Source organism: Micavibrio aeruginosavorus, assembly GCF_051245535.1.
Classification (GTDB): Bacteria; Pseudomonadota; Alphaproteobacteria; order Micavibrionales; family Micavibrionaceae; genus Micavibrio; species Micavibrio aeruginosavorus_D.
Genome location: NZ_CP195303.1, coordinates 851,962 through 872,971, shown reverse-complemented (window position 1 = coordinate 872,971; position 21,010 = coordinate 851,962). Strand labels below are relative to the sequence as shown.

Genomic DNA, 21,010 nt, shown 5'->3' with positions numbered 1-21,010 from the left:
CATCATCAAGACGTCATCCCGGCGAAGGCCGGGATCTTCTCGCCATAAAGGATGAAGACCCCGGCTTTCGCCGGGGTGACGCATTTTTGGGGCAAAGTTTTTTTAGAATTTCGGGGCCATAATCATGGCCACACTGATGACCAGCAGGACCGCACCAGCAATGCGAATGGGTGATATCGGCGTCGCTTGCGGTAGAAGAAAGCCATAGTGATCAACCGCCAGTGAAAACAAAATCTGGCCGCATATAATCAAGGCGATCATGCCCGCCGCGCCCAGTTTCGGCACGACGAAAATGGTTGTGAATACAAACATCGTCCCCAATGTCCCGCCAATCCACATCCATGGTGATGTCTGGCCGATATTTTCCAGCAGAATGGGCTTGCGCAAGGCCAGCAGCACGCAACCCAACAAGATCGTGCCAGTGAAAAACGAGAAGAACGCAGCCACCAGCGGTCCGCCCATATGATCGCCCAGGCGGGCATTGATGGGGGCCTGTAACACAATCATGGACCCGGCCAGAATGGACATGGTCAGGGGAATGAGAAGGGCGGATGGCATGATCAGAAACTCCGGGAGGGGGGATAGAATGTTCCAATCATAATAGGGGGCCCGCCCGGACGAGCAAGGCATCCTCTGTGCTGCGATGCCCATATTCAGGCGGGGTGCATAAAAAATTTATGCTTTTCATGCGTGCCTTCATACGGAGTTATGCTAAAAATAGTGAGTCTTTTGAATCACTTAAGTCCTCGCTGTTCACTGGACCTTCCCACCTTAACTATTTGACTCTGTTACACTTTCCTCTTGCCGTCGAACGGTCTTTGTGATTCCATAGTGAGTATGAGAGCTTCCCTTTCACAGCGTAAAACGAAACAGCGCAATGTCCTGGGTATCATCGGGATCTGCCTGACGCTGTATTTTTCGTACCATCTGGTGCAGGGGGAACGCTCTATCATCCGCCTCATGACACTGGAACAATCCATCGCCAAAACCACGATGAAGGTTGAAAAAACAACCGTTCAGCGTGTCGAGCTTGAGGCCCGTGTCACCCGCCTGCGCCCCGGTTCATTGGACCCGGATTTGCTGGAAGAACGCGCCCGTGCCGTTCTGGGCTTTGGCTATGCGGATGAGCAAGCTGTTGTTCTGAGCCAATAAAAAATATTGCATCGCACCATTTCGGGTTTCCTGATCCTGTTTTGGGTGGAAACGCGCCGGGAAATGGTGTAGTTGTGCGTGGCGAAAAATCGCACATTTCCAACGTTTTCTGCAGGAGGCTTTTCGTGGCCACATCCGCCAAGACAAGCAAAGATTCAAAGTTGAAATCCGTATCCAACAGCGCGGCCAAGCCGACCGTTGAAGAGATGAAAAAGCTCTTCCGCGATATGCTGATGATCCGCCGTTTTGAGGAAAAATCCGGCCAGCTCTATGGCATGGGTCTGATCGGTGGTTTCTGCCACCTGTATATCGGTCAGGAAGCCGTCGTCACGGGCATCCAGTCGATGCAGGAACCGCAGGATACGGTTATCACCGCATACCGCGATCACGGCCACATGCTGGCCTGTAAGATGGACCCGAAAGGGGTTATGGCGGAACTGACCGGGCGTCGCGGTGGATATTCCCGCGGCAAGGGCGGTTCGATGCACATGTTCAGCAAGGAAGCGAACTTCTTCGGTGGCCACGGTATCGTTGGTGCCAGCTCTTCGCTGGGCACCGGTCTGGCCTTTGCGCACAAATACAAGGGCGATAACGGCGTGGCCGTGGCTTATATGGGCGATGGTTCATCCAACCAAGGGCAGTTTTATGAAGCCATGAACATGGCCGCCCTGTGGAAGCTGCCGGTTCTGTACATCATTGAAAACAACAAATACGGCATGGGAACCAGCATTTCCCGCCACGCCGCTGGTGACCTGTACCGCCGGGGTGAGGCCTATGGCATTCCGGGCGAACAGGTTGACGGTATGGATGTTCTGGCCGTTCAGTCCGCCGCGCGTCAGGCGCTGGACCACATCCGTTCCGGCAATGGCCCGTATCTGCTGGAAATGATGACGTATCGCTATCGCGGCCACTCTATGTCCGACCCGGGTAAATACCGGTCCAAGGAAGAGGTTGAGAAGTTCAAGACGGAAAGCGATCCGATCGAACGCATCCGCAAGCTTCTGGAGGCCGAGGGCGTAACCGAGGACGACCTGAAGCCAATTGAAAAAGAGATCAAAGACATCGTGAACGAAGCCGCCCAATTCGCGCAAGAGTCACCAGAGCCGGATGTGTCCGAGCTGTGGACCGATGTTTTGGTTGAAGTCAAAGACTAATCACCCATTGAGAGTGAAGAGAAGAAAATGTCGATTGAAGTTTTGATGCCCGCGCTGTCCCCGACGATGACCGAGGGGAAACTGGCCAAGTGGACGAAAAAAGAAGGCGATATGGTGAAGCCCGGTGATGTGATCGCCGAGATTGAAACCGATAAAGCCACCATGGAAGTTGAGGCCGTGGATGAAGGCAAATTGGGCAAGCTGTTGATCGCCGAGGGCACCGAAGGTGTCGCGGTCAATACGCCGATTGCTGTTTTGCTGGAAGAGGGCGAAACATCCGTTGGTGCCGTATCGTCTGGCCCGGCACCGAAGGCTGCGGCGGCTCCTGTTGCTGCTCCGGTGACATCCGGTGGGTCTGCATCCCAGCCTGCTGGCGCGCGCGTTGATAACCGCGACATCCTGTACGCACAGGGCGTGATTATTGAGCCGCCGATGTTTGACGAATCCGCATTCACCGAAACGCAGACCATGACCGTGCGCGAAGCCTTGCGCAACGCCATGGCCGAAGAAATGCGCCGTGATGACACTGTCTTCCTGATGGGTGAAGAAGTTGCCGAATATAACGGCGCGTACAAAGTATCCCAAGGTCTGCTGGATGAATTTGGCGCGAAACGCGTCATTGATACACCAATCACCGAATACGGCTTTGCCGGTATTGCAACCGGGGCCGCGTTCAGCGGTTTGAAGCCGATTGTCGAATTCATGACCATGAACTTCGCCATGCAGGCGATTGACCACATCATCAACTCTGCCGCCAAAACGCTATATATGGCGGGTGGTCAGTTGGGTTGCCCGATTGTGTTCCGTGGTCCCAACGGGGCCGCCGCCCGCGTGGGTGCGCAGCACAGCCAGGATTACGCAAGCTGGTACGGCCATATTCCGGGCCTGAAAGTTGTTGCGCCGTGGTCCGCCGCCGATGCGAAAGGTCTGATGAAGGCCGCCATTCGCGACCCGAACCCGGTTGTGATCCTGGAAAACGAAATCATGTACGGCCAAAGCTTTGACGTGCCGACAGACGAAGATTTCGTAATCCCGATGGGCCGTGCGAAAATCGAACGCGAAGGCACCGATGTGACGCTGGTTGCTTATTCCATCATGGTGGGCAAAGCGCTGCAGGCGGCCGAGAAGCTGGCCGAGCAAGGCATCAGCGCCGAGGTGATCAACCTGCGCACGATCCGCCCGCTGGATCGTTGGACAATCATTGAATCGGTGAAGAAAACCAACCGCATTGTCAGCGTTGAAGAAAGCTGGCCATTCGCGGGCGTGGGTTCGGAAATTGCCGCGTTGGTCAACGAACATGCGTTTGATTATCTGGATGCGCCGGTGCGCCGCGTCTGCGCGGCTGACGTTCCGCTGCCATATGCCGCAAACCTCGAAGCCTTGGCCCTGCCGCAGGTGGATGAGATTGTCCATGTGGTGAAACAGGTCTGCTATCGTTAAACCCAATTGTGTCACCCCGGCGTAGGCCGGGGTCCATACAGTTTATACAGCATATTCCATGGATCCCGGCCTGCGCCGGGATGACGGTAGAGGAAAAGAAAAATGCCTATTCAAATCACAATGCCCGCCTTGTCCCCGACCATGACCGAAGGGAAATTGGCCAAATGGACCAAGAAGGAAGGCGACAAGATCAAGGCCGGTGATGTCATCGCCGAGATCGAAACGGACAAGGCGACGATGGAAGTCGAAGCCGTGGACGAAGGGACGTTGGGTAAAATTCTGGTGGCTGATGGCACCGAAGGCGTTGCCGTGAATACGCCGATTGCCATGTTGTTGGAAGATGGTGAGAGTGCGGCGGATCTTAAATCTGCACCGCCCTCACCCCAACCCTCTCCCGCAGGGAGAGGGGGCGATACGGCCCCGGTGTCCGCCGCGCCCGCAAAAACAGAACCCTCTCCCTCCGGGAGAGGGCAGGGTGAGGGAACTTTGCCGAACAAAGGTTCACGCCTTTTCGTTTCTCCTCTGGCACGCCGTTTGGCGGGTGAGAAGGGCATTGATCTGTCCGCTGTATCCGGCACGGGCCCGCATGGCCGTATCGTGAAGGACGACGTGCTGAATTTCAAAGGTGGTGCAAAATCTTCTGCCTCTGCTGGCGCGCCGCGTACAGCATCGGCGGGTCCGAATGCCAAGCAATTGGCTGATCTGCTGGGCATGGAATATACGGAACTGCCGAACAACAATATTCGCAAGGTGGTTGCGTCCCGTCTGCTGGAATCCAAACAAACGGTTCCGCATTTCTACCTGACCATTGATTGCCGCATTGATGATCTGTTGGCCGCGCGTGAGCGTTTGAATGCCGAAGCAAAAGGCGCATTCAAATTGTCGGTGAACGACTTCGTGATCAAGGCGTCGGCCATGGCGTTGAAAGCCTATCCGGCGGCGAACGTGTCGTGGACGGATGATGCGATCCTGCAATATCACAGCTCCGATATCTCCGTGGCCGTGGCAACGCCGAACGGCCTGATTACGCCGATCGTGAAAGCGGCAGAGACCAAGGGTCTGCGCGAGATTTCCGAGGAAGTGAAAGATCTGGCCGGTCGTGCCCGTGATGGCAAACTGAAGCCGGTTGAATTCCAGGGTGGGACGTTCTCGATCTCCAACCTCGGCATGTACGGCATCAAGGACTTTGCCGCCATTATCAACCCGCCGCAGGCCTGCATTCTGGCCGTTGGCGCAGGGATTCAGCAGCCGGTTGTCGTGAATGGCAAACTGGACGTGGGCACCGTTATGTCGGTGACGCTGTCCGTTGACCACCGCGCGGTGGATGGGGCCGTGGGCGCCGAATATCTGCAGGTGTTCAAGCGCTACATCGAAAACCCTGTTTCGATGCTGGTATAATTTATGGCGTTCCGGGTTGAAATCGCGGGGTCTTTGGCCACAGGCAAGACGACCCTGTGTCAGACGCTGGAGCGCCAGTTTACCCGCGTTGTGTACGAAGAATTATCGGGTAATCCGTATCTGGACAAGGTGCGGCATGATCCCGATAAATACGCGTTGCCGTGTCAGCAATGGTTCGTGGATAACAAGGTCAACGCCATCCGTCAGGCCATCAACGATAATCCCGATGGTCGCATTATCTCCGATTTCAGTCTGCTTCTCGACCGTGTGTATGTGTCCCACTATCTGGCGCACAGGCCGGATTGGGTTGCGGCGCTGTACCAGCAGTTGGAAGAGGGGGTGCGTGATATTGGCCAGCCCGATGTCATTCTTTATCTGACCTGTCCACCGGATGAAATCGTCAATCGCATTAAAAAACGCGGACGTGATTTTGAACAGCATTTGACCGCAGAGTTTGCGCGCGCGATTAACGCGGGTGTGCAAACAGAAATCAGTAACATTCCGGCCCATACTGGCCCACGGATCATTGAGATTGATACAACCATGATGCGCAAGCCCGGTTTCAAAATGCCGGATCTGTTCGCATAAAGGGCGCAGGCAATGTCGCAAGAATTTGTAAAATTCAAATATCCGTTGAAAATCATCGAACGTCATCTGGACACGTTCGGTCACATGAACAATGCGACCTATCTGGAAGTGTTGGAAGAAGCGCGGTGGGATTTTATCAATCAACGCGGTTACGGCATGGCCAAAATCCGCGAAAGCGCATTGGGCCCTACCATTCTGGAATGCAATATCAAATTCATGAAGGAATTGCGCCTGCACCAAAATGTGGTGATTGAAACACAAACCACGTCATGCGCAGGCAAAATCGCCACGTTGAAGCAGGTGATTTTGAACGACAATAACGAACCCTGTGCCGAGGCTGTGTTTACAATCGCCTTGTTCGACCTGAAGGCCCGCAAGCTGGTTTTACCCACGTCGGAATGGCTGTATGCCATCGGCGTCAACGAGACGCTTTAATCATGGCATCAAATACCGGTCAGTCTGATTTTGTTGTGTCCCTGAAATCGGCGTTGGGGCAGGGGACTTTTGTTAAAGTATCCCTGAGCCACTATGTTGGTTCGGAAAAAGACCTGAAAAAAATCGATGTCCGCAAAATTGTTGTGAAGCGCGAGGACAAACTCAGCTTCACCTACCACTACAAAACCCGTGATATTGTAAAAAATTACGATATTCCAGTGGCCGTGGGCATGATTCAGAAGGCCGTTTTGTCGGATTTCAAGGCCGGGACGTTGTTTACGACGCAATATGATCTGGTGCTGGACAAAAACACGGTGAAGGAAAAGCCGGCCAGCCATAGCGAAGTGCCCTCCGCCGACCATGATCGCAACAAAAACCGTCTGGTGCCATCGGACGGCAGCCATTATCTGCGCGACCTGAAAATCACCGACCCGAATGGGCGTGTATTTGACAAGGCGCAGGATAAATTCCGCCAGATTAATAAATATATCGAAATCATCGACGGCCTGACCAAAAACGCATCGCCGGATACATTTAAAAACATTGTCGATATGGGTGCGGGCAAGGGGTATCTGACCTTTGCGCTGTATGATTATTTGAAGAACATTCGCAATATTGATGTGCAGGTGATGGGGGTGGAATACCGCCCCGATCTGGTCATGTTGTGCAACCAGATTGCCAAGAATTCATCGTTTGAAGGTTTATCCTTCGCGCAAGGTGCGATTGATAATTTCAATGCCGATGGCGTGAATATGCTGATCGCCCTGCATGCGTGCGATACGGCGACGGATGATGCCATCGCCAAGGGGATCAAAGCGGGGTCCGAATTTATTATCGTTGCCCCGTGCTGCCACAAACAAATCCGTCGTGAGATGGAGAAGCACGAGGCGGGCGGCACGCTCGGCCTGCTGACCCGCCATGGCATTTTCATGGAGCGTCAGGCTGAAATGGTCACCGACACGCTGCGTGGGATGATCCTTGAATATCACGGCTATGACGTGAAGATTTTTGAATTTATTTCCGCCGAACACACTGCCAAAAACGTCATGATCGTGGCGCAGAAGAAAAAGGGCGGAAAGACCGGTCAGGCCAAAATTGCGGCGGATATTGATGCCTTTAAACAGCAATTTGGTGTTACGACCCATTATTTGGAAACAATAACCTGATTTTATTGACATAATGCGCGTCATGCTGTAAAAAGTCCGCATTCGCGCGATAGGTTTTTAGAGGATTTGGCCATGGAACGATTTGATTTCCCGACATTTTCTGCGGACAGCAGCCAGCCATATTTTCATGCGCGCGCCATAGAAGAAAAAGCGCAGGCCGAAAAAATCTTTCCTGACATCTTGCGTGAACAATATCCAATTTACGCGAATGACATCACCGACCATGCCGCCCGCATGGTTTTGGATGTTTTGATTGGCAATGCCCAAATTCTGCACGGACATATAGCCAAGGTTCAGGACTGTAAATCCGTGGGCACGCGTCTGTGTGATTATTTCAAGGGCACGGCGGATGTAACGCGCGGGCAATTGAACATTCTTGAAACACAAAAAATTCCGGCCGAAAAAGAAGTCATGAAAATCCATTTCATGCGTTATCTCCCCAATGGTCTGCGCGAAGAATTGCGGTTCAAAAGCGCGGATACCGTGGCCAGCCAGATCGAGGCCATGGGTAAAACTCTCTTCCAGAAAATTGATTCAACGCGCCCGCGTTACGACCACCTGATGCCCATGTAATGGGTTGCGTGGTTTGCGGGGTGTGACCTGACGGTGATGCCGTGCGGGGCGGCCTGTGCATTTGCCGCTGATATCAAAATTACCCACACGCGCAACGCCCGAAAACCCAATTTTCCCGTGCGGTTATCTGTGGACATTAACCCATTTCTGGGTGCCCATATGCGTCATGCTTGGTACCGTTAATCCCGTAATCAAAAAAAGTTACGGGGAGAGTAACCATATGCGGATCGAGCTTGTCGGCGGATTGGGTGTAGGCAAGTCAACGCTGTGTCAGGCGCTCGAAAAAGTCGGGTTTAACTGCATTTATGAAAACCTTTCGACCAATCCGTTTCTGGCGGATTGCTTTGTTGACCCCGCGAATTTCCGTTTCCCGTCGCAAATGTGGTTCGTTTTATCGAAATTCCACGAAATCAAGAAATTCGAAAAGCCGGGATGCGTGAACGTGCTGGACCAGGGCGTTTTGAACGTTCGGGCCTATACCAACATGCTGTTCCGTGACGAAGACCCGGAAGCGCTCGGTGTCATTGATCAATGCTTTGATTATCTGGATGGCCGTCTGGGCCGCCCGGATCTGTATATCAACCTGCAATGCTCACCCGAGGCGCAGATGAAACGCATCCGTGGCCGCAACCGCGACCATGAAAAGGGCGTGACGCTGGATTACGTGACATCCCTGCAACGTGAAATGAACGAATTGGTCGAACGCGCGCGCGCCGATGGCGATGCCGTGATGGATATCGATACCGAAGCCGTTTATTTCCCGGGCAATACGGCCTATGCCGAGGCGCTGGCGCGTCACATCGCGGGTATGTTTGATATGAGTGTTGAAAAAGTTCTCGGGCAGAAACGCCCAATGGACGTCGATTTGCCTCTGTACGAAGATGCAATGGCGGCTGAATAAACAGAATGTTTAACGGGGAGAGTAAAAAAATGCGTGTAGAAATTATTGGCGGCATGGGTGTGGGAAAAACAACGCTGTGCAATGCGTTCACCCGGCTTGGTATTCATTGTGTGAATGAAAATCTGGCCAACAACCCGTATTTGAATTTGGCCTATGCCGATCCGGCGTCTTATGGGTTTTATTCGCAATTGTCGTTCTATCTCGGCAACTTCTTCACCATCCGTCAAAGCACGCAGGCCGACCGCGTCACCGTGTTCGATTTCTCGGTCGTAACCGATCGTGCCTATGCCAGCCTGTTCCTGAAAGACGAAGCGCAACGTCTGGCGCTGGAAACCATCGATTTTCTGGAAGACAAAGAAGGGCAGGCGGATTTGTACCTGTATCTGACCTGTTCCCCGGAAACACAAATGGCCCGTATCCGCGCCCGCAACCGCGACCATGAAAAGGGCGTGACGCTGGATTTCATCCGCGATCTGGAAGGGCACCTGGCCAACCATGCCGTGCGTGCGGCGGAACGTGGCGCGCGTATCCGCACGATCGATACGGAGAAGTTTGACCTGTTGAACGATGCCGATTTCGTGGCGGTTCTGGGCGAAAATCTGCGCACCGGCGACAACCCGCTGGCCAGCATGGCCGAATTGCGTGGCCTGCGCGCGGCGGCATAACTAACGTGTTGTAATAAAACATGAATTTAAAGAACCTGACCCTTTGGTCGGGTTCTTTTTGCATTTTTCTTATGCTTCAGTTATCAATAATGAAATGATTTTACAGATTAAAACAGGCGGGGAATGGGAAATGTCGCAGGTTCGTTCTGAATTCGAAGGTTTGGATACCATCACTATGACCGCGGATGATCGCTTTGGCGCGATCACGCTGGCGTCGCGTTTTCACGATGCGCTGGAAAGTGGGTTTGATGACAAGACTGCCCGTTCCATCAAACTGGGCATCACCAAAGCGGCTTTGATTATTTCCGATGAAGAGAAAGCGGTTGGGCTTAACCACAAACTGGCCGATGGCGACCCGTTTTACCGCATCACGCTGGATGCCCGTGGCAAAGTGGCCGAGATGAATGATGCCGTTAAAACCGTATTCCACCTGATGGAGGCCTATACGGGCCGCGCGGTCACCAATCTGGTTTGCGATGATCACGTGAAATTGACGCTGGATCTGCGTGGTGATTTGACCAAGGAAGCGGAAAGATTACAGGAAGCAACGACCAAGGCCGTTCATTTTGTCAAAGCGCAAAAAATCAACGGCCCAAAGATTTAATCGTTGAATGAAGATACAAAAAAGCCGCCCGTTTTACAGGGCGGCTTTTTGCTTTTATCCATTCCGGATCTGGTCCAAAAATTCGTTCACCGATTTTTTCAGCATATCGGCCTGCATGGCCAGCATATCGGATGATTCCTTTAACTGGCTGGTCGATTGGGCGCTGTGTTCCGTGGCCACTTTAACTTCCTCGATACTGGTCGACACCGTGTTCGTGCTGTCGGATGCAATTTGAATATTGCGGCTGATTTCCTGTGTCGCGGTGGTTTGTTCCTCAACCGCGGCCGCAATATGGGCGGTTTGGCCGTCCACTTCGTTCACGCCGCTGATAATGGCTTTCACGGTTTCAACGGCTTCCAGCGCGCTGTTTTTAACATGCTCAACCCGGGTTGAAATTTCGTTGGTCATGTTGCGGGTCTGGTTTGCCAGTGTTTTGACTTCACTGGCAACGACGGAGAATCCTTTGCCCGCTTCGCCGGCACGCGAGGCTTCAATCGTCGCGTTCAAGGCGAGCAGGTTAGTTTGTTCGGCCACCGCATTGATGGTTTGAACCACCTGATCAATCTCGCTGATGGCGGCTTGCAGGGAATCCAGCTTGGCCTGTGACAATTCCGCATTGGAGGCACAAGCGCGCGCCGCCGAGGATGTGGTCAGGATATTCGATGAAATTTCTTGAATCGATACGCTCAATTCCTCCGTCGCGGCGGCCACGGTGGCCACGTTGGATGATGCACGGCTGGAGGATTCTGACACGTGCTGGCTTTGCTGCGTCGTTTCTTCAATTGCGCTGGACAGGCTGCCCGCCATCATCTGCAGGTCAGAGGCCGCGTGGCCGACGGAATCCACGATTTTCCCAACGCGTTCATCAAATGTATTGGCCATTTCCAGCATCAGAGCCTTTTTCTCTTCGGCCTGACGGCGTTCATTTTCTTTCTGTTCGGCTTCCAGACGGTATTTTTCGATGGTGTTTTGTTTGAATACGTTAAAGGCGCGGGCGATGTCGCCCACTTCGTCTTTACGGCCGCCATATTCGCTTTCAACGTTGATGTTGCCGGAGGCCAGTTCCTTCAGGTCATGGCTCAGCTTCTTCATCGGCTTGGACAAGTCCGTCGAAATCAGCATGGAGAGAAGGATAATCACCGCGACCACGATGCCTGCATTGATCAAACCTTCGATCAAATTCTGGCGAAAGGCAGCTTGAACATCGTCAACATAAATACCGGTACCAACAACCCAGTTCCATGGCGCGAAATATTTCACATAGGACACTTTGGGGAAGAGTTGGTCTTGATCAAATCCCGGTTTTTGCCAGAGATAGTTATAGGCTCCGCCTTTGTCCGTTGATTTTGCGGCAACGGACATTTCCGAGAACAGGGTGTGCAGTTTCGGGTTTTCCTTGGCCAGATCCTGTCCCACAATTTTGGGGATCATCGGGTGCATGACCACACGCGGTTCCGGTGTGTTGATCCAGAAATAATCGCTGGTTTCATAGCGCAGGGATTTCAGTGTCTCCAAAACGGCGGTTTTCGCTTCATCTTCGGTCACAGATCCGGCCTGAAAATCCGCATAGGATTTTTCAATCAGGGTGTACGCCGTTTCCGTCAAGTGGCGGGTTTTTAATGTGCGTTCATTCTGCAACATTGTTCGCGTGGTATTGGCGTTGGCATAAACAATCGCCAGATTGCCAAGAACGGCCAGAACAATGATCATCAAAATCTTGGTTTTGATTTTCAGGTTGCTTAAAAAACGCATGAGGTACCCCGGTCAAAAATTTATAAACTTTGCCAATCGGAAGGATATTTTATTATTTTCCCAGTATTTCAAGGCGTTTACACCAGCTTTTTGGTTACCGTTTTGTTACAAATATTCCAACGTGGACAACCCGCTGAAAAACATGGTATTTCGTGGGTCATCTTTCGCTTAAATCCCAAGGGTAAAATGATGGCTGATCACTCTTTTGATGTTGTTGTTATTGGCAGCGGTCCCGGTGGCTACGTTGCGGCAATCCGCGCGGCCCAGTTGGGCATGAAAACCGCGGTGGTTGAGGCCAGCCATTTGGGTGGGATTTGCCTGAACTGGGGATGTATCCCGACCAAGGCCTTGCTGCGGTCCGCCGAAGTCTATCACTTGATGAATCATGCCAATGATTTTGGTCTGTCTGCGACGGGTGTGTCGTTCGATTTGAAAAAAATTGTTGATCGCTCCCGCGCGGTTTCCAAACAACTCTCCGGTGGCATTGGTCATCTGATGAAGAAAAATAAAATCACTGTGTTCGAGGGCTGGGGCAAGCTGGCTGGCAAGGGCAAGGTTACGGTTGAGAAGGACAAGAAGGTTGTTGATACCCTGTCCGCCAAACATATCATTCTCGCAACGGGTGCGCGCGCCCGTGTTCTGCCGGGTCTGGAACCCGATGGCAAACTGGTTTGGACCTACCGCGAAGCGTTGGTGCCGGATGTGATGCCGAAATCCCTGCTGGTCGTTGGTTCGGGTGCCATTGGTATCGAATTCGCCAGCTTCTTCCGCACGCTGGGGGCCGATGTCACCGTGGCCGAGGTCATGGACCGCGTGATGCCGGTGGAAGATGAAGAAATTTCCGCCATCGCCCGCAAATCGTTCGAGAAGCAGGGCATGAAGATCATGACCGGCGTGAAGGTCACGAAGCTGGAGAAAGGCAAAGACAACGTTACTGCCCATATCGAAGTGGGTGGCAAGGTTGAGAAAATCACCGTTGACCGCGTGATCATGGCCGTTGGCATCGTGGCCAACATTGAAAATATCGGTCTGGAAAACACGAAGGTGAAAACCGAACGTGGTCAGATCGTCACCGACGAATATCTGCGCACGGCGGAGCCCGGCATTTATGCCATTGGCGACGTGGCCGGTGCCCCGTGGCTGGCGCACAAGGCGTCACACGAAGGTGTCGTTTGCGTTGAGAAGATCGCCGGGGAAAAAGACGTTCACCCGATCAAACGCGAAAACATTCCGGGCTGCACCTATTGCCACCCGCATGTGGCATCGGTTGGTTTGACCGAAGCCAAAGCGAAAGAGGCCGGATACACCGTGAAAGTGGGCAAATTCCCGTTCATTGGGAATGGCAAAGCCATCGCCTTGGGCGACCCCGAAGGCATGGTGAAAACCGTGTTTGATGCAAAAACCGGCGAATTGTTGGGCGCGCATATGGTGGGGCCGGAAGTGACCGAACTGATCCACGCCTTCGTCGTTGGTAAAACGATGGAAGCCACCGAACTGGATTTCATGCACACCATCTTCCCGCACCCGACCTTGTCGGAAGCGATCCATGAAAGTGTTCTGGCCGCGTATGGAAAGGTTATCCATATTTAATAATAAGAAAAATGTGAAAGGGGTTTCACCATGACGACGCGTATTTTAGATGTTGTTGATATGCAATTCGATTTTATGAAGTCGATTGGTGGGCTCTATGTGCCGAATGCGGAACCGTTGATTGATCGGACCAATGATTTTTTCCGGTCCATGCCGCGCGGCATTTATGATCTGGCGCTGATCAAATACGACACGCATTTCCCGTGTGAATACCCAAACAGCCCGGAAAAAGCGGACTTCCCGGACATTCACTGTCCCTATGGCGCGCAAGGGTGGGAGCTGGTTATCAATGATGCTGAACTGGCCAAACGGATGCCGGTTTATTACATGGCGAAAAACACGTTCGACATGTGGCAACAAAACCCAATTTCCGACCGCAGCCAGATGTTCTTTGACACGGATGCAGAGGAACAAGCCTATGATAACCTGTATCACGTTACCCGTGATCGTCAGGTTGTTCAGACGGGCGAATTGCGCGATGAATTTATGCGCCGCGTGGTCAAGCTGGGAACGGCAGAGGATGTCGAGGTCACCATGATCGGCGTGGCGTCGGATTTCTGTGTTCACGATGCCATGATGGGCTATCTGCAACGCGGGGCGAATGTCCGCGTGGTCGCCGACCTGGTCGCCGGCATTGGCACGCCCGTTCCGGGCCGCGCGCCCAAGGGCACAATTGGTGACGTGATCAACCTGCCTGTGTTCCAGCCTTATGTGCAGAACAAGCAACTGAAGGTGATCAGCATGCAGGATGCGCTGAAGCTGTAATTTATTATTTACATAACCGAAATCCATTCGCTTCATTTTGACAAAAGTCAGGCGGACTCCTATGGTCTTGGCTGATTTTTAGCGTACAGGATCCGACATGCTGTTTTTCATTCGCCATGGCCAAACCGATGCCAATTTGAACCGCCTGAATGCTGGCGGTGAATGGGATGTTCCGTTGAATGAAACGGGCATGGCACAGGCGCGCGCGTTCAACGAAACGCAGCAGGAATTTATCGAACAAGTCGACACCGTTTTCGTCAGCCCGATGACACGCGCCCAGCAAACGGCGGAACTGATCCTGAAGGGGCATTCCAAGCCGGTTGAAGTGGTCGAAAATTTGCGCGAATGGTGCTTGGGTGCATGGTCGGGTAAAACGTGGGATGAAACGGGTGATTATTTCACCGAACGTATGAATCCACCGAATGGTGAAACATTGGATACGTTTGAAAAACGCACCATCGAATCGCTGAAATACGCAGCGAAAAGCCATACGGGCCGCGTTCTGGTCGTGGCGCATGGCGGGTTGTGGCATGTATACGCATCGCGTGTGAAGCACCCGACCTTGTTTATCAATAACTGCGCGTCCGAAGAAATCTGCCGTTTGAAACTGAACGAGGTGGTGTTGTGACCTATAACCCTGATCTGCTCGATCGCGCAAAACGCCATCCGGAAAAACAAAAAAACGCCGACCGCCCAATGGGGAAAAAACCCGATTGGTTGCGCGTGCGCGCCCCGCAAGGCACCGTGTACAAAGATACACTGGACATCGTACGTGGTCAGAAACTGACCACCGTGTGCGAAGAAGCCGGGTGCCCGAATATCGGCGAATGCTGGAACAAAAAACACGCGACCTTCATGATTATGGGTGAGGTCTGCACCCGCGCTTGCGCGTTTTGCAACGTGGCCACGGGCAAGCCGGACGAATTGGATAAATACGAACCCCTGCGCGTGGGCGTGGCGGTGGAACAAATGGCGTTGAAGCACGTGGTGATTACGTCGGTGGACCGTGACGATCTGGATGATTGCGGCGCGGACCATTTTGTGAAAACCATTGGTGCGATCCGGTTCAAATCGCCCGACACCACGGTTGAAATTCTGCCCGGTGATTTCCGCGGCAACATGACGTCGATTGACGCGGTGATTGGTGCCAAACCGGATGTGTTCAACCACAACCTTGAAACCGTGCCGCGTTTGTACCCCACGGTGCGGCCGGGGGCGCGGTATTTCCGGTCTTTGCGCCTGTTGCAACGGGTGAAGGATGTCGACCCGTCGATCTTCACCAAATCCGGCCTGATGGTCGGTCTGGGTGAAACACGGGAAGAGGTTGCGCAGGTGATGGATGATATGCGCGCCGCCGATATCGATTTCATTACCATCGGCCAATATCTGCAACCCACGCCGAAACACGCCCCGGTCGAAAAATTCTGGACGCCGGAAGAATTCGAAGGGCTGGAGCGTATGGCCCGGGCCAAAGGGTTCCTGATGGTGTCGGCTTCGCCGTTGACCCGGTCATCGCACCATGCCGGCGAAGATTTCGCGCGGTTGAAGGCTGCGCGCGAAGAAAAACTGGGTGCGAAGGCCTCGTAACAATACGTCACCCCGGCGAAGGCCGGGGTCTTCATCCGATAATGACAGGAAGATCCCGGCCTTCGCCGGGATGACGAATTAAGGACGTAAAATCAGGAATGCCCACCCACGCAGAACGCAGAACCTTGCCCTACACGCCGGACCAGATGTTTGATCTGGTGGCCAAGGTGGATCTGTACCCGCAATTCCTGCCCTGGTGCATTGCCAGCCGGATTACCAAACGGGAAAAAGGGGTGGATGGAACCGATGTGATTTATGCCGATTTGATCATCGGTTACAAAATGGTGCGCGAGGCTTTTTCATCCCGCGTGACCATGACCCGCCCGGACATGATCCATGTGGAATATATGAAGGGGCCGATGCGGCATTTGAACAATCAATGGCGGTTTGAACGCAATCCGGATGGAACCTGCACCATCGATTTCTTCGTCGATTTCGAATTTAAAAACCCGATGTTACAGAAACTCATCACCGTGTTTTTTCACGAAGCGGTCAAACGGATGGTCGGTGCATTCGAAACGCGGGCGGATGATCTTTACGGATCATCCCGGTAATTTTTCCAGAACATCCAGAATATGCCGTAAGCCAGCCTCAACAGTCTGGCGGCGAACGGCGCCACGGTCCCCGGTGAAATTGTGTTTTGATACGCTGATGGGCCCGTTTTTCAGGCCATAGCCAATATAGACCAGCCCGACGGGCTTATCCGCACTGCCACCATCCGGCCCCGCGATTCCGGTGACGGAAATGGCGATATCGGCGCCAGTTTTGGATAAAGCTCCCTGTGCCATGGCTTGGGCCACGGCGGCACTGACGGCCCCATATTGGGCCAGCATCGGTTCAGGCACGTCCAGCAACCGGGTCTTGAGGTCGTTGCTGTAGGTGATGAACCCACCCGCGTAAACGGCTGAAGATCCTGGGCGATCCGTCATCACGGCCCCGATCATCCCGCCCGTGCAGGACTCGGCTGAGACCAGCATGAGCTTCTTTTGCGCCAATCGCGCGGAAACGGTTTCAAGCAATGCCAACATAGCGCAACCCCAACAAGCAAAGCCCGGCCATCAATCCGGCGGCCACATCGTCCAGCATCACCCCCATGGCGCCGGGGACGTTTTTATCGAAATGGGATACGGGCCATGGTTTCAACGCGTCAAAGGCGCGGAACAGGACGAAGGCCAGCAGAACTGAAACAGGGGTCGAGGCGGCGAAGAGCAGGGTGATCCAGATGCCCACGACTTCATCCACCACGATAAATCCGGAATCGTGGTCACCCGTCATGCCCTCGACCCGGCGCGTGGCCCACAGGCCAACGGGGAACAGGGCGATGCTAGCTGCGGCCAGAACCACGGGTCCGCCGAGGGCAAGGAACAGAATACCAAAGGGCAGGCCGCCCAATGTGCCCCATGTGCCGGGCGCGGGTTTCATCAACCCCGAACCACCCCATGTGGCCACCCATGTGGCGGGGTCGCGGTAGTTCAGTTTTGCGGGTGTTAAATCGGCCATGAATCAATTGTCCTCTGCCGGGAATTGTACGGTGGCGACGGCCTGCGCCGCAATCCCCTCACCACGGCCTGTGAAGCCGAGTTTTTCGGTGGTGGTGGCCTTGATGCTGATGCGGTTTTTGGCTACGCCGGTGACACGGTGGATGCAATCCTGCATCGCTTCGCGGTGCGGGCCAATCTTTGGCTCTTCGCACAGAAAAGTTAAATCAAGTAAAGTGATTACGCCGTTTTGTTGATCAATCAGATCAACCGATTTTTTCAGAAAAATGGTGCTGTCTGCGCCCTTCCATTGCGGGTCGGATGGGGGGAAATGGGTGCCGATATCCCCGGCGGCAATGGTGGATAAAATGGCATCGGTTAAAGCGTGCAAACCCACATCCGCGTCCGAATGCCCGATCAGGGACCGGTTATGCGGAATGGCGACGCCGCCCAGATGGATCACGCCCGATCCAGCCCCGGGTGCTGTCAAAGCGTGAACATCAAACCCGAACCCGGTGCGTGTTTCCATGGGGTGGGACAGGAGGGCTTTGGCCATTGTCATATCATCCACTGTTGTGATTTTAAAATTCTGCCGCGTACCGGGCACGATGTGAACCGTTTGACCCATGGCCGCGACCAACCCGGTATCATCCGTGAAATTATCGTCTCCCTGGAATTGGTCGTGCGCACGTTTGATCAGGTCGTAATGAAAAGCCTGCGGTGTTTGGATCGCCCACAGACCGGAGCGATCGACAATGTGATCGAGAGATTCGTTTTTATCACGCGCCACCGTATCCGCCACAGGTACGGCCAGCGTTGCCGCGCCGCTGTAATGGGCCTTATGCACAAGCGCAATTACACTATCGGCATCCAAGAATGGGCGGGCGGCGTCGTGGATCAAAATGACATCTTTCGGGCCCGCTTCGGTAACGGATTTTATCCCGTTATAAACGCTTTCCTTTCGGCTGTTCCCACCGACAATTGGCGGGTGCAGATTCAATCCATGAACCGCGTCATGATACGGGTCAGAATGATCGGCATGAATAACCACCCGAATATCGCGTAAACCCGGCAATTTCAATGCCCGGTCCAGCGTGTGGCGCAGGAGGGTTTTGCCATTAATGCGTTGATATTGTTTCGGAATCTCGCCGCCAATACGGGTTCCCGTACCCGCCGCCACCACGATCAGGGTGAAAGGCAGGGGGCTAAAATCGGCGTTTTTCTGCGGTTTATTCATGCTTTCCATAGCGTTTCCGGGCTTGCCTTTCCCGTCAAATAGGAGGATATTTCGCACACATATTTGTCATTCCGGCGAAGGCCGGAATCTTCTAACCGTATCGGCGGAAGATCCCGGCTTTCGCCGGGATGACGATGTTCTGGATAGGTTATAGCGGATAATTGAACGCGTGAAATCATCCTTGTTGGCGAACAGCGTAACAAACCGTTTCTGGCGACGCTTGAACATTCTCGAGCGGCGCTATTCTCGTGTGGGAACGCTGGCCGCTTTGGTGCTGGGTATCGCGGCGGTGGCGGCGGGTGTGGCAACCTATGCCGCGCTGACCGAAACGCCGCCCTTTGGCAATGATCCCCGGACCATTTTTTGGCTGCTCAACCTTGATCTGGTCATTCTGCTGGTTCTGGCCACGTTGATCGGGCGTCGGATTGCAGGATTGTGGAGCGGCCGCCGTCGTGGCGTGCCGGGGGCGCGTCTGCATGGCCGTCTGGTTCTGATCTTCAGCCTTCTGGCCGCCATTCCCGCCATTATCATGGCCGTGTTTTCCGCCGTTTTCTTCTATTACGGGGTGCAGGGATGGTTCAGTGAGAAGGTGCAAAATGCGGTCACCCAGTCGCAAGCCTTCGCCGAAGCCTATATGGAAGAACACCAGCAGGTTGTGCGCGCCGATATTCTGGCCATGGCGGGCGATTTGGACCGAGCGGCGGATATGGCCGCGCATAACCCGGCGGGGTTTGACCAATTGGTGCAAACGCAATCCTTCCTGCGGAACCTGTCCGAAGTTTTGATTTTTGACGGGTCGGGTCGCGTGATCGCGTCATCGGGGATGAACTTCTCCCTGCAATTTGAAAACATCCCGCAATATGTCATGGAGCAGGCGCGTCAGGGCGAAGTGGCCGTGATGGGCACGCGCGATGACGACCGCGTGCGGGCGCTGGTCCAGCTTAACAGTTTTATCGACACGTATCTGTTTGTCGGCCGCATGGTTGACCCGTTGGTGCGATCCCGTCTGGATGCCACATTACGCGCGGTAAAGGAATATGACCAATTGGAAGCCCAACGCGGCGACCTGCAGGTCAAGATGATGATGATGTTCGTTGTCGTTGGTTTGCTTCTTCTTCTGGCGGCCATGTGGTTTGGTCTGGTGCTGGCGCGGCAATTGGTGACGCCGATCGGGTCGCTGGTCAACGCCGCCGACCGGGTGCGGGCGGGGGATTTGACCGTCCGCCTGATCGAATCCGACAATCTGGATGAATTTGAAGTTCTGGCCCGCGCGTTTAACCGCATGACCAGCCAGATTCAGGATCAGCGCGATGAGCTGATTATGGCCAACCGTAAACTGGACCAGCGCCGCCGTTTCACGGAAACGGTTCTGGCCGGGGTGTCCGCCGGAATTATCGGTGTGGACCGGATGGGCAAGATTACGCTGGCCAATTCATCGGCGGCGGATTTGTTCGGGGACAAGGATGAACGGCTGGTCAGTCGCGCTATCGGCGATATTGTGCCAGAAATTCAGCCCTTGCTGGATCAGGCGCATCAGAAGCCGGGTAAGATTACCCAAGGCGAAATTCCCTTCATCGACGTCGATGGCAACCGCCGTACGTTCCTGGTCCGCATTGCCATCGACTTGATCGGGGATGAAGACCGTGGTGCGGTTTTGACCTTTGATGACATGACCGCCCTGCAATCCGCACAGCGCAAAGCGGCATGGGCGGATGTGGCCCGCCGCATCGCGCATGAGATCAAAAACCCGCTGACCCCGATCCAGTTATCGGCGGAACGGTTGAAGAAGCGATATCTGAAACAAATTACCGAAGACCCTGATATCTTTGCCCAATGCACCGACACGATTATCCACCATGTGGGCGATATCGGGCGCATGGTGAATGAATTTTCCGCCTTTGCCCGGATGCCCGATCCGGTGATGAAACGGGAGAACCTGCTGACCCTGTTGCGCGACACGATGATCCTGCAGCAGCAGGCGCACCCGGACATAAAATTCACCCATTCCGGCTTTGATCTGCGGACCATTTCCGCCAATCCGGTGTGGATGGAGGCGGATGCACAACAGGTGCGCCAAGTCTTCACCAACATTCTTCAAAACGCCATTGATGCCATTGAAACACGACAGAAAAATGGAATTACCCAAGGCGTTGATGTAGGCGCGCCGGGCCATGTTGAACTGTGCCTGCACCAAAGCCGCGCCGATGGCACGGTTATGGTGTTGGTCAGCGATAACGGCGCCGGATTGCCCAAAGGCGAAGACACCGCCCGCCTGACCGACCCGTATGTTACGCACCGGGAGAAGGGCACGGGGCTGGGGTTGGCCATTGTGAAGAAAATTATGGAAGACCATGGCGGTCGTATTATTATCGGCACAACGGACATGATCCGCGCCACACCGGGATGGAATGATCTGGGTGGGGCGACGATGACGCTGGTATTCGACCTTGCGGCCGATGATATACTTGCGGGGGATGAACAGATCGTCCCGCTTGATGCCGCGTCCGGATGATTGATAAACTGCC

Annotated in this window: 22 protein-coding genes; 17 read left to right on the top strand and 5 right to left on the bottom strand. The window is 54.0% G+C overall.

The annotated features are described in order from the left end of the window. Positions 1-102 precede the first annotated feature (102 nt). Entirely contained in the window at positions 103-558 is a 456-nt protein-coding gene (locus ACSC94_RS04280) for a DMT family transporter (protein WP_435641817.1), read from the bottom strand. Between the two features lie 279 nt (positions 559-837). On the opposite strand from ACSC94_RS04280, the gene ACSC94_RS04275 reads away from it, so the two are divergent. The 11 genes from ACSC94_RS04275 to ACSC94_RS04225 all read left to right on the top strand — a co-directional run bounded on the left by ACSC94_RS04275 (position 838) and on the right by ACSC94_RS04225 (position 10,076). Then, positions 838-1,152: an FtsB family cell division protein gene (locus ACSC94_RS04275; RefSeq protein ID WP_435641816.1), complete on the top strand. Its 315-nt coding sequence runs from the start codon at positions 838-840 to the stop codon at positions 1,150-1,152. A gap of 125 nt (positions 1,153-1,277) precedes the next feature. Then, a complete protein-coding gene (gene pdhA / locus ACSC94_RS04270) occupies positions 1,278-2,306 on the top strand; it encodes a pyruvate dehydrogenase (acetyl-transferring) E1 component subunit alpha (protein ID WP_435641815.1) in 1,029 nt (342 codons plus the stop codon). A gap of 27 nt (positions 2,307-2,333) precedes the next feature. Continuing rightward, the gene (locus tag ACSC94_RS04265; protein ID WP_435641814.1) at positions 2,334-3,746 is read left to right on the top strand and encodes a pyruvate dehydrogenase complex E1 component subunit beta; all 1,413 of its coding nucleotides are present in this window, start codon (positions 2,334-2,336) and stop codon (positions 3,744-3,746) included. 102 nt (positions 3,747-3,848) lie between these two features. Continuing rightward, positions 3,849-5,144, top strand: coding sequence for a pyruvate dehydrogenase complex dihydrolipoamide acetyltransferase (locus ACSC94_RS04260; RefSeq protein ID WP_435641813.1), 1,296 nt, complete (start codon positions 3,849-3,851; stop codon positions 5,142-5,144). A gap of 3 nt (positions 5,145-5,147) precedes the next feature. Next, positions 5,148-5,732: a deoxynucleoside kinase gene (locus ACSC94_RS04255; protein ID WP_435641812.1), complete on the top strand. Its 585-nt coding sequence runs from the start codon at positions 5,148-5,150 to the stop codon at positions 5,730-5,732. Positions 5,733-5,744: 12 nt separating this feature from the next. Continuing rightward, complete coding sequence (locus tag ACSC94_RS04250) at positions 5,745-6,167, top strand: acyl-CoA thioesterase (RefSeq protein WP_435641811.1); 423 nt, start codon at positions 5,745-5,747, stop codon at positions 6,165-6,167. Between the two features lie 2 nt (positions 6,168-6,169). After that, the gene (locus tag ACSC94_RS04245) at positions 6,170-7,333 is read left to right on the top strand and encodes a class I SAM-dependent methyltransferase (RefSeq protein WP_435641810.1); all 1,164 of its coding nucleotides are present in this window, start codon (positions 6,170-6,172) and stop codon (positions 7,331-7,333) included. A gap of 72 nt (positions 7,334-7,405) precedes the next feature. Continuing rightward, on the top strand, positions 7,406-7,906 hold the full coding sequence (locus ACSC94_RS04240; protein WP_435641809.1) for a hypothetical protein: 501 nt from the start codon (positions 7,406-7,408) through the stop codon (positions 7,904-7,906). Positions 7,907-8,126: 220 nt separating this feature from the next. Further along, positions 8,127-8,807: a deoxynucleoside kinase gene (locus ACSC94_RS04235; RefSeq protein WP_435641808.1), complete on the top strand. Its 681-nt coding sequence runs from the start codon at positions 8,127-8,129 to the stop codon at positions 8,805-8,807. A gap of 29 nt (positions 8,808-8,836) precedes the next feature. Then, complete coding sequence (locus tag ACSC94_RS04230) at positions 8,837-9,472, top strand: deoxynucleoside kinase (RefSeq protein WP_435641807.1); 636 nt, start codon at positions 8,837-8,839, stop codon at positions 9,470-9,472. Between the two features lie 130 nt (positions 9,473-9,602). Beyond that, positions 9,603-10,076, top strand: a complete 474-nt coding sequence (locus ACSC94_RS04225; protein ID WP_435641806.1) for a hypothetical protein — start codon at positions 9,603-9,605, stop codon at positions 10,074-10,076. Positions 10,077-10,130: 54 nt separating this feature from the next. Here the strand turns inward: ACSC94_RS04225 and ACSC94_RS04220 are convergent, their stop codons facing one another. Continuing rightward, positions 10,131-11,828 carry a methyl-accepting chemotaxis protein gene (locus tag ACSC94_RS04220; RefSeq protein WP_435641805.1) on the bottom strand — a complete coding sequence of 566 codons (1,698 nt, stop codon included), beginning with the start codon at positions 11,826-11,828 and terminating at the stop codon, positions 10,131-10,133. A gap of 189 nt (positions 11,829-12,017) precedes the next feature. Here ACSC94_RS04220 and lpdA point away from each other — a divergent pair, with 189 nt between their 5' ends. The 5 genes from lpdA (at position 12,018) to ACSC94_RS04195 (ending at position 16,324) form a co-directional block, all read left to right on the top strand. Next, positions 12,018-13,418 (top strand): dihydrolipoyl dehydrogenase, encoded by a 1,401-nt coding sequence (gene lpdA / locus ACSC94_RS04215; RefSeq protein WP_435642148.1) that lies wholly within the window; start codon positions 12,018-12,020, stop codon positions 13,416-13,418. Positions 13,419-13,448: 30 nt separating this feature from the next. Then, positions 13,449-14,183 (top strand): hypothetical protein, encoded by a 735-nt coding sequence (locus tag ACSC94_RS04210; protein ID WP_435641804.1) that lies wholly within the window; start codon positions 13,449-13,451, stop codon positions 14,181-14,183. Positions 14,184-14,280: 97 nt separating this feature from the next. After that, on the top strand, positions 14,281-14,811 hold the full coding sequence (locus ACSC94_RS04205) for a histidine phosphatase family protein (protein WP_435641803.1): 531 nt from the start codon (positions 14,281-14,283) through the stop codon (positions 14,809-14,811). Continuing rightward, a complete protein-coding gene (gene lipA / locus ACSC94_RS04200) occupies positions 14,808-15,770 on the top strand; it encodes a lipoyl synthase (RefSeq protein WP_435641802.1) in 963 nt (320 codons plus the stop codon). Before ACSC94_RS04205 ends, lipA begins: the two co-directional genes overlap by 4 nt. Before the next feature lie 98 nt (positions 15,771-15,868). Further along, positions 15,869-16,324, top strand: coding sequence for a type II toxin-antitoxin system RatA family toxin (locus ACSC94_RS04195; protein WP_435641801.1), 456 nt, complete (start codon positions 15,869-15,871; stop codon positions 16,322-16,324). Here ACSC94_RS04195 and ACSC94_RS04190 read toward each other — a convergent pair. The 3 genes from ACSC94_RS04190 to ACSC94_RS04180 are packed head-to-tail and all read right to left on the bottom strand — an operon-like array spanning position 16,313 to position 18,494. Next, the gene (locus tag ACSC94_RS04190) at positions 16,313-16,798 is read right to left on the bottom strand and encodes a CinA family protein (RefSeq protein WP_435641800.1); all 486 of its coding nucleotides are present in this window, start codon (positions 16,796-16,798) and stop codon (positions 16,313-16,315) included. The two genes, ACSC94_RS04195 and ACSC94_RS04190, sit on opposite strands and share 12 nt — an antisense overlap. Then, complete coding sequence (locus tag ACSC94_RS04185; RefSeq protein ID WP_435641799.1) at positions 16,782-17,270, bottom strand: phosphatidylglycerophosphatase A family protein; 489 nt, start codon at positions 17,268-17,270, stop codon at positions 16,782-16,784. The genes ACSC94_RS04190 and ACSC94_RS04185 overlap by 17 nt, the downstream gene beginning before the upstream one ends. 3 nt (positions 17,271-17,273) lie before the next feature. Beyond that, a complete protein-coding gene (locus ACSC94_RS04180; RefSeq protein WP_435641798.1) occupies positions 17,274-18,494 on the bottom strand; it encodes a bifunctional 2-C-methyl-D-erythritol 4-phosphate cytidylyltransferase/2-C-methyl-D-erythritol 2,4-cyclodiphosphate synthase in 1,221 nt (406 codons plus the stop codon). A gap of 241 nt (positions 18,495-18,735) precedes the next feature. On the opposite strand from ACSC94_RS04180, the gene ACSC94_RS04175 reads away from it, so the two are divergent. Next, positions 18,736-20,997, top strand: a complete 2,262-nt coding sequence (locus tag ACSC94_RS04175) for an ATP-binding protein (protein WP_435642147.1) — start codon at positions 18,736-18,738, stop codon at positions 20,995-20,997. The last annotated feature ends 13 nt before the right edge of the window (positions 20,998-21,010 follow it).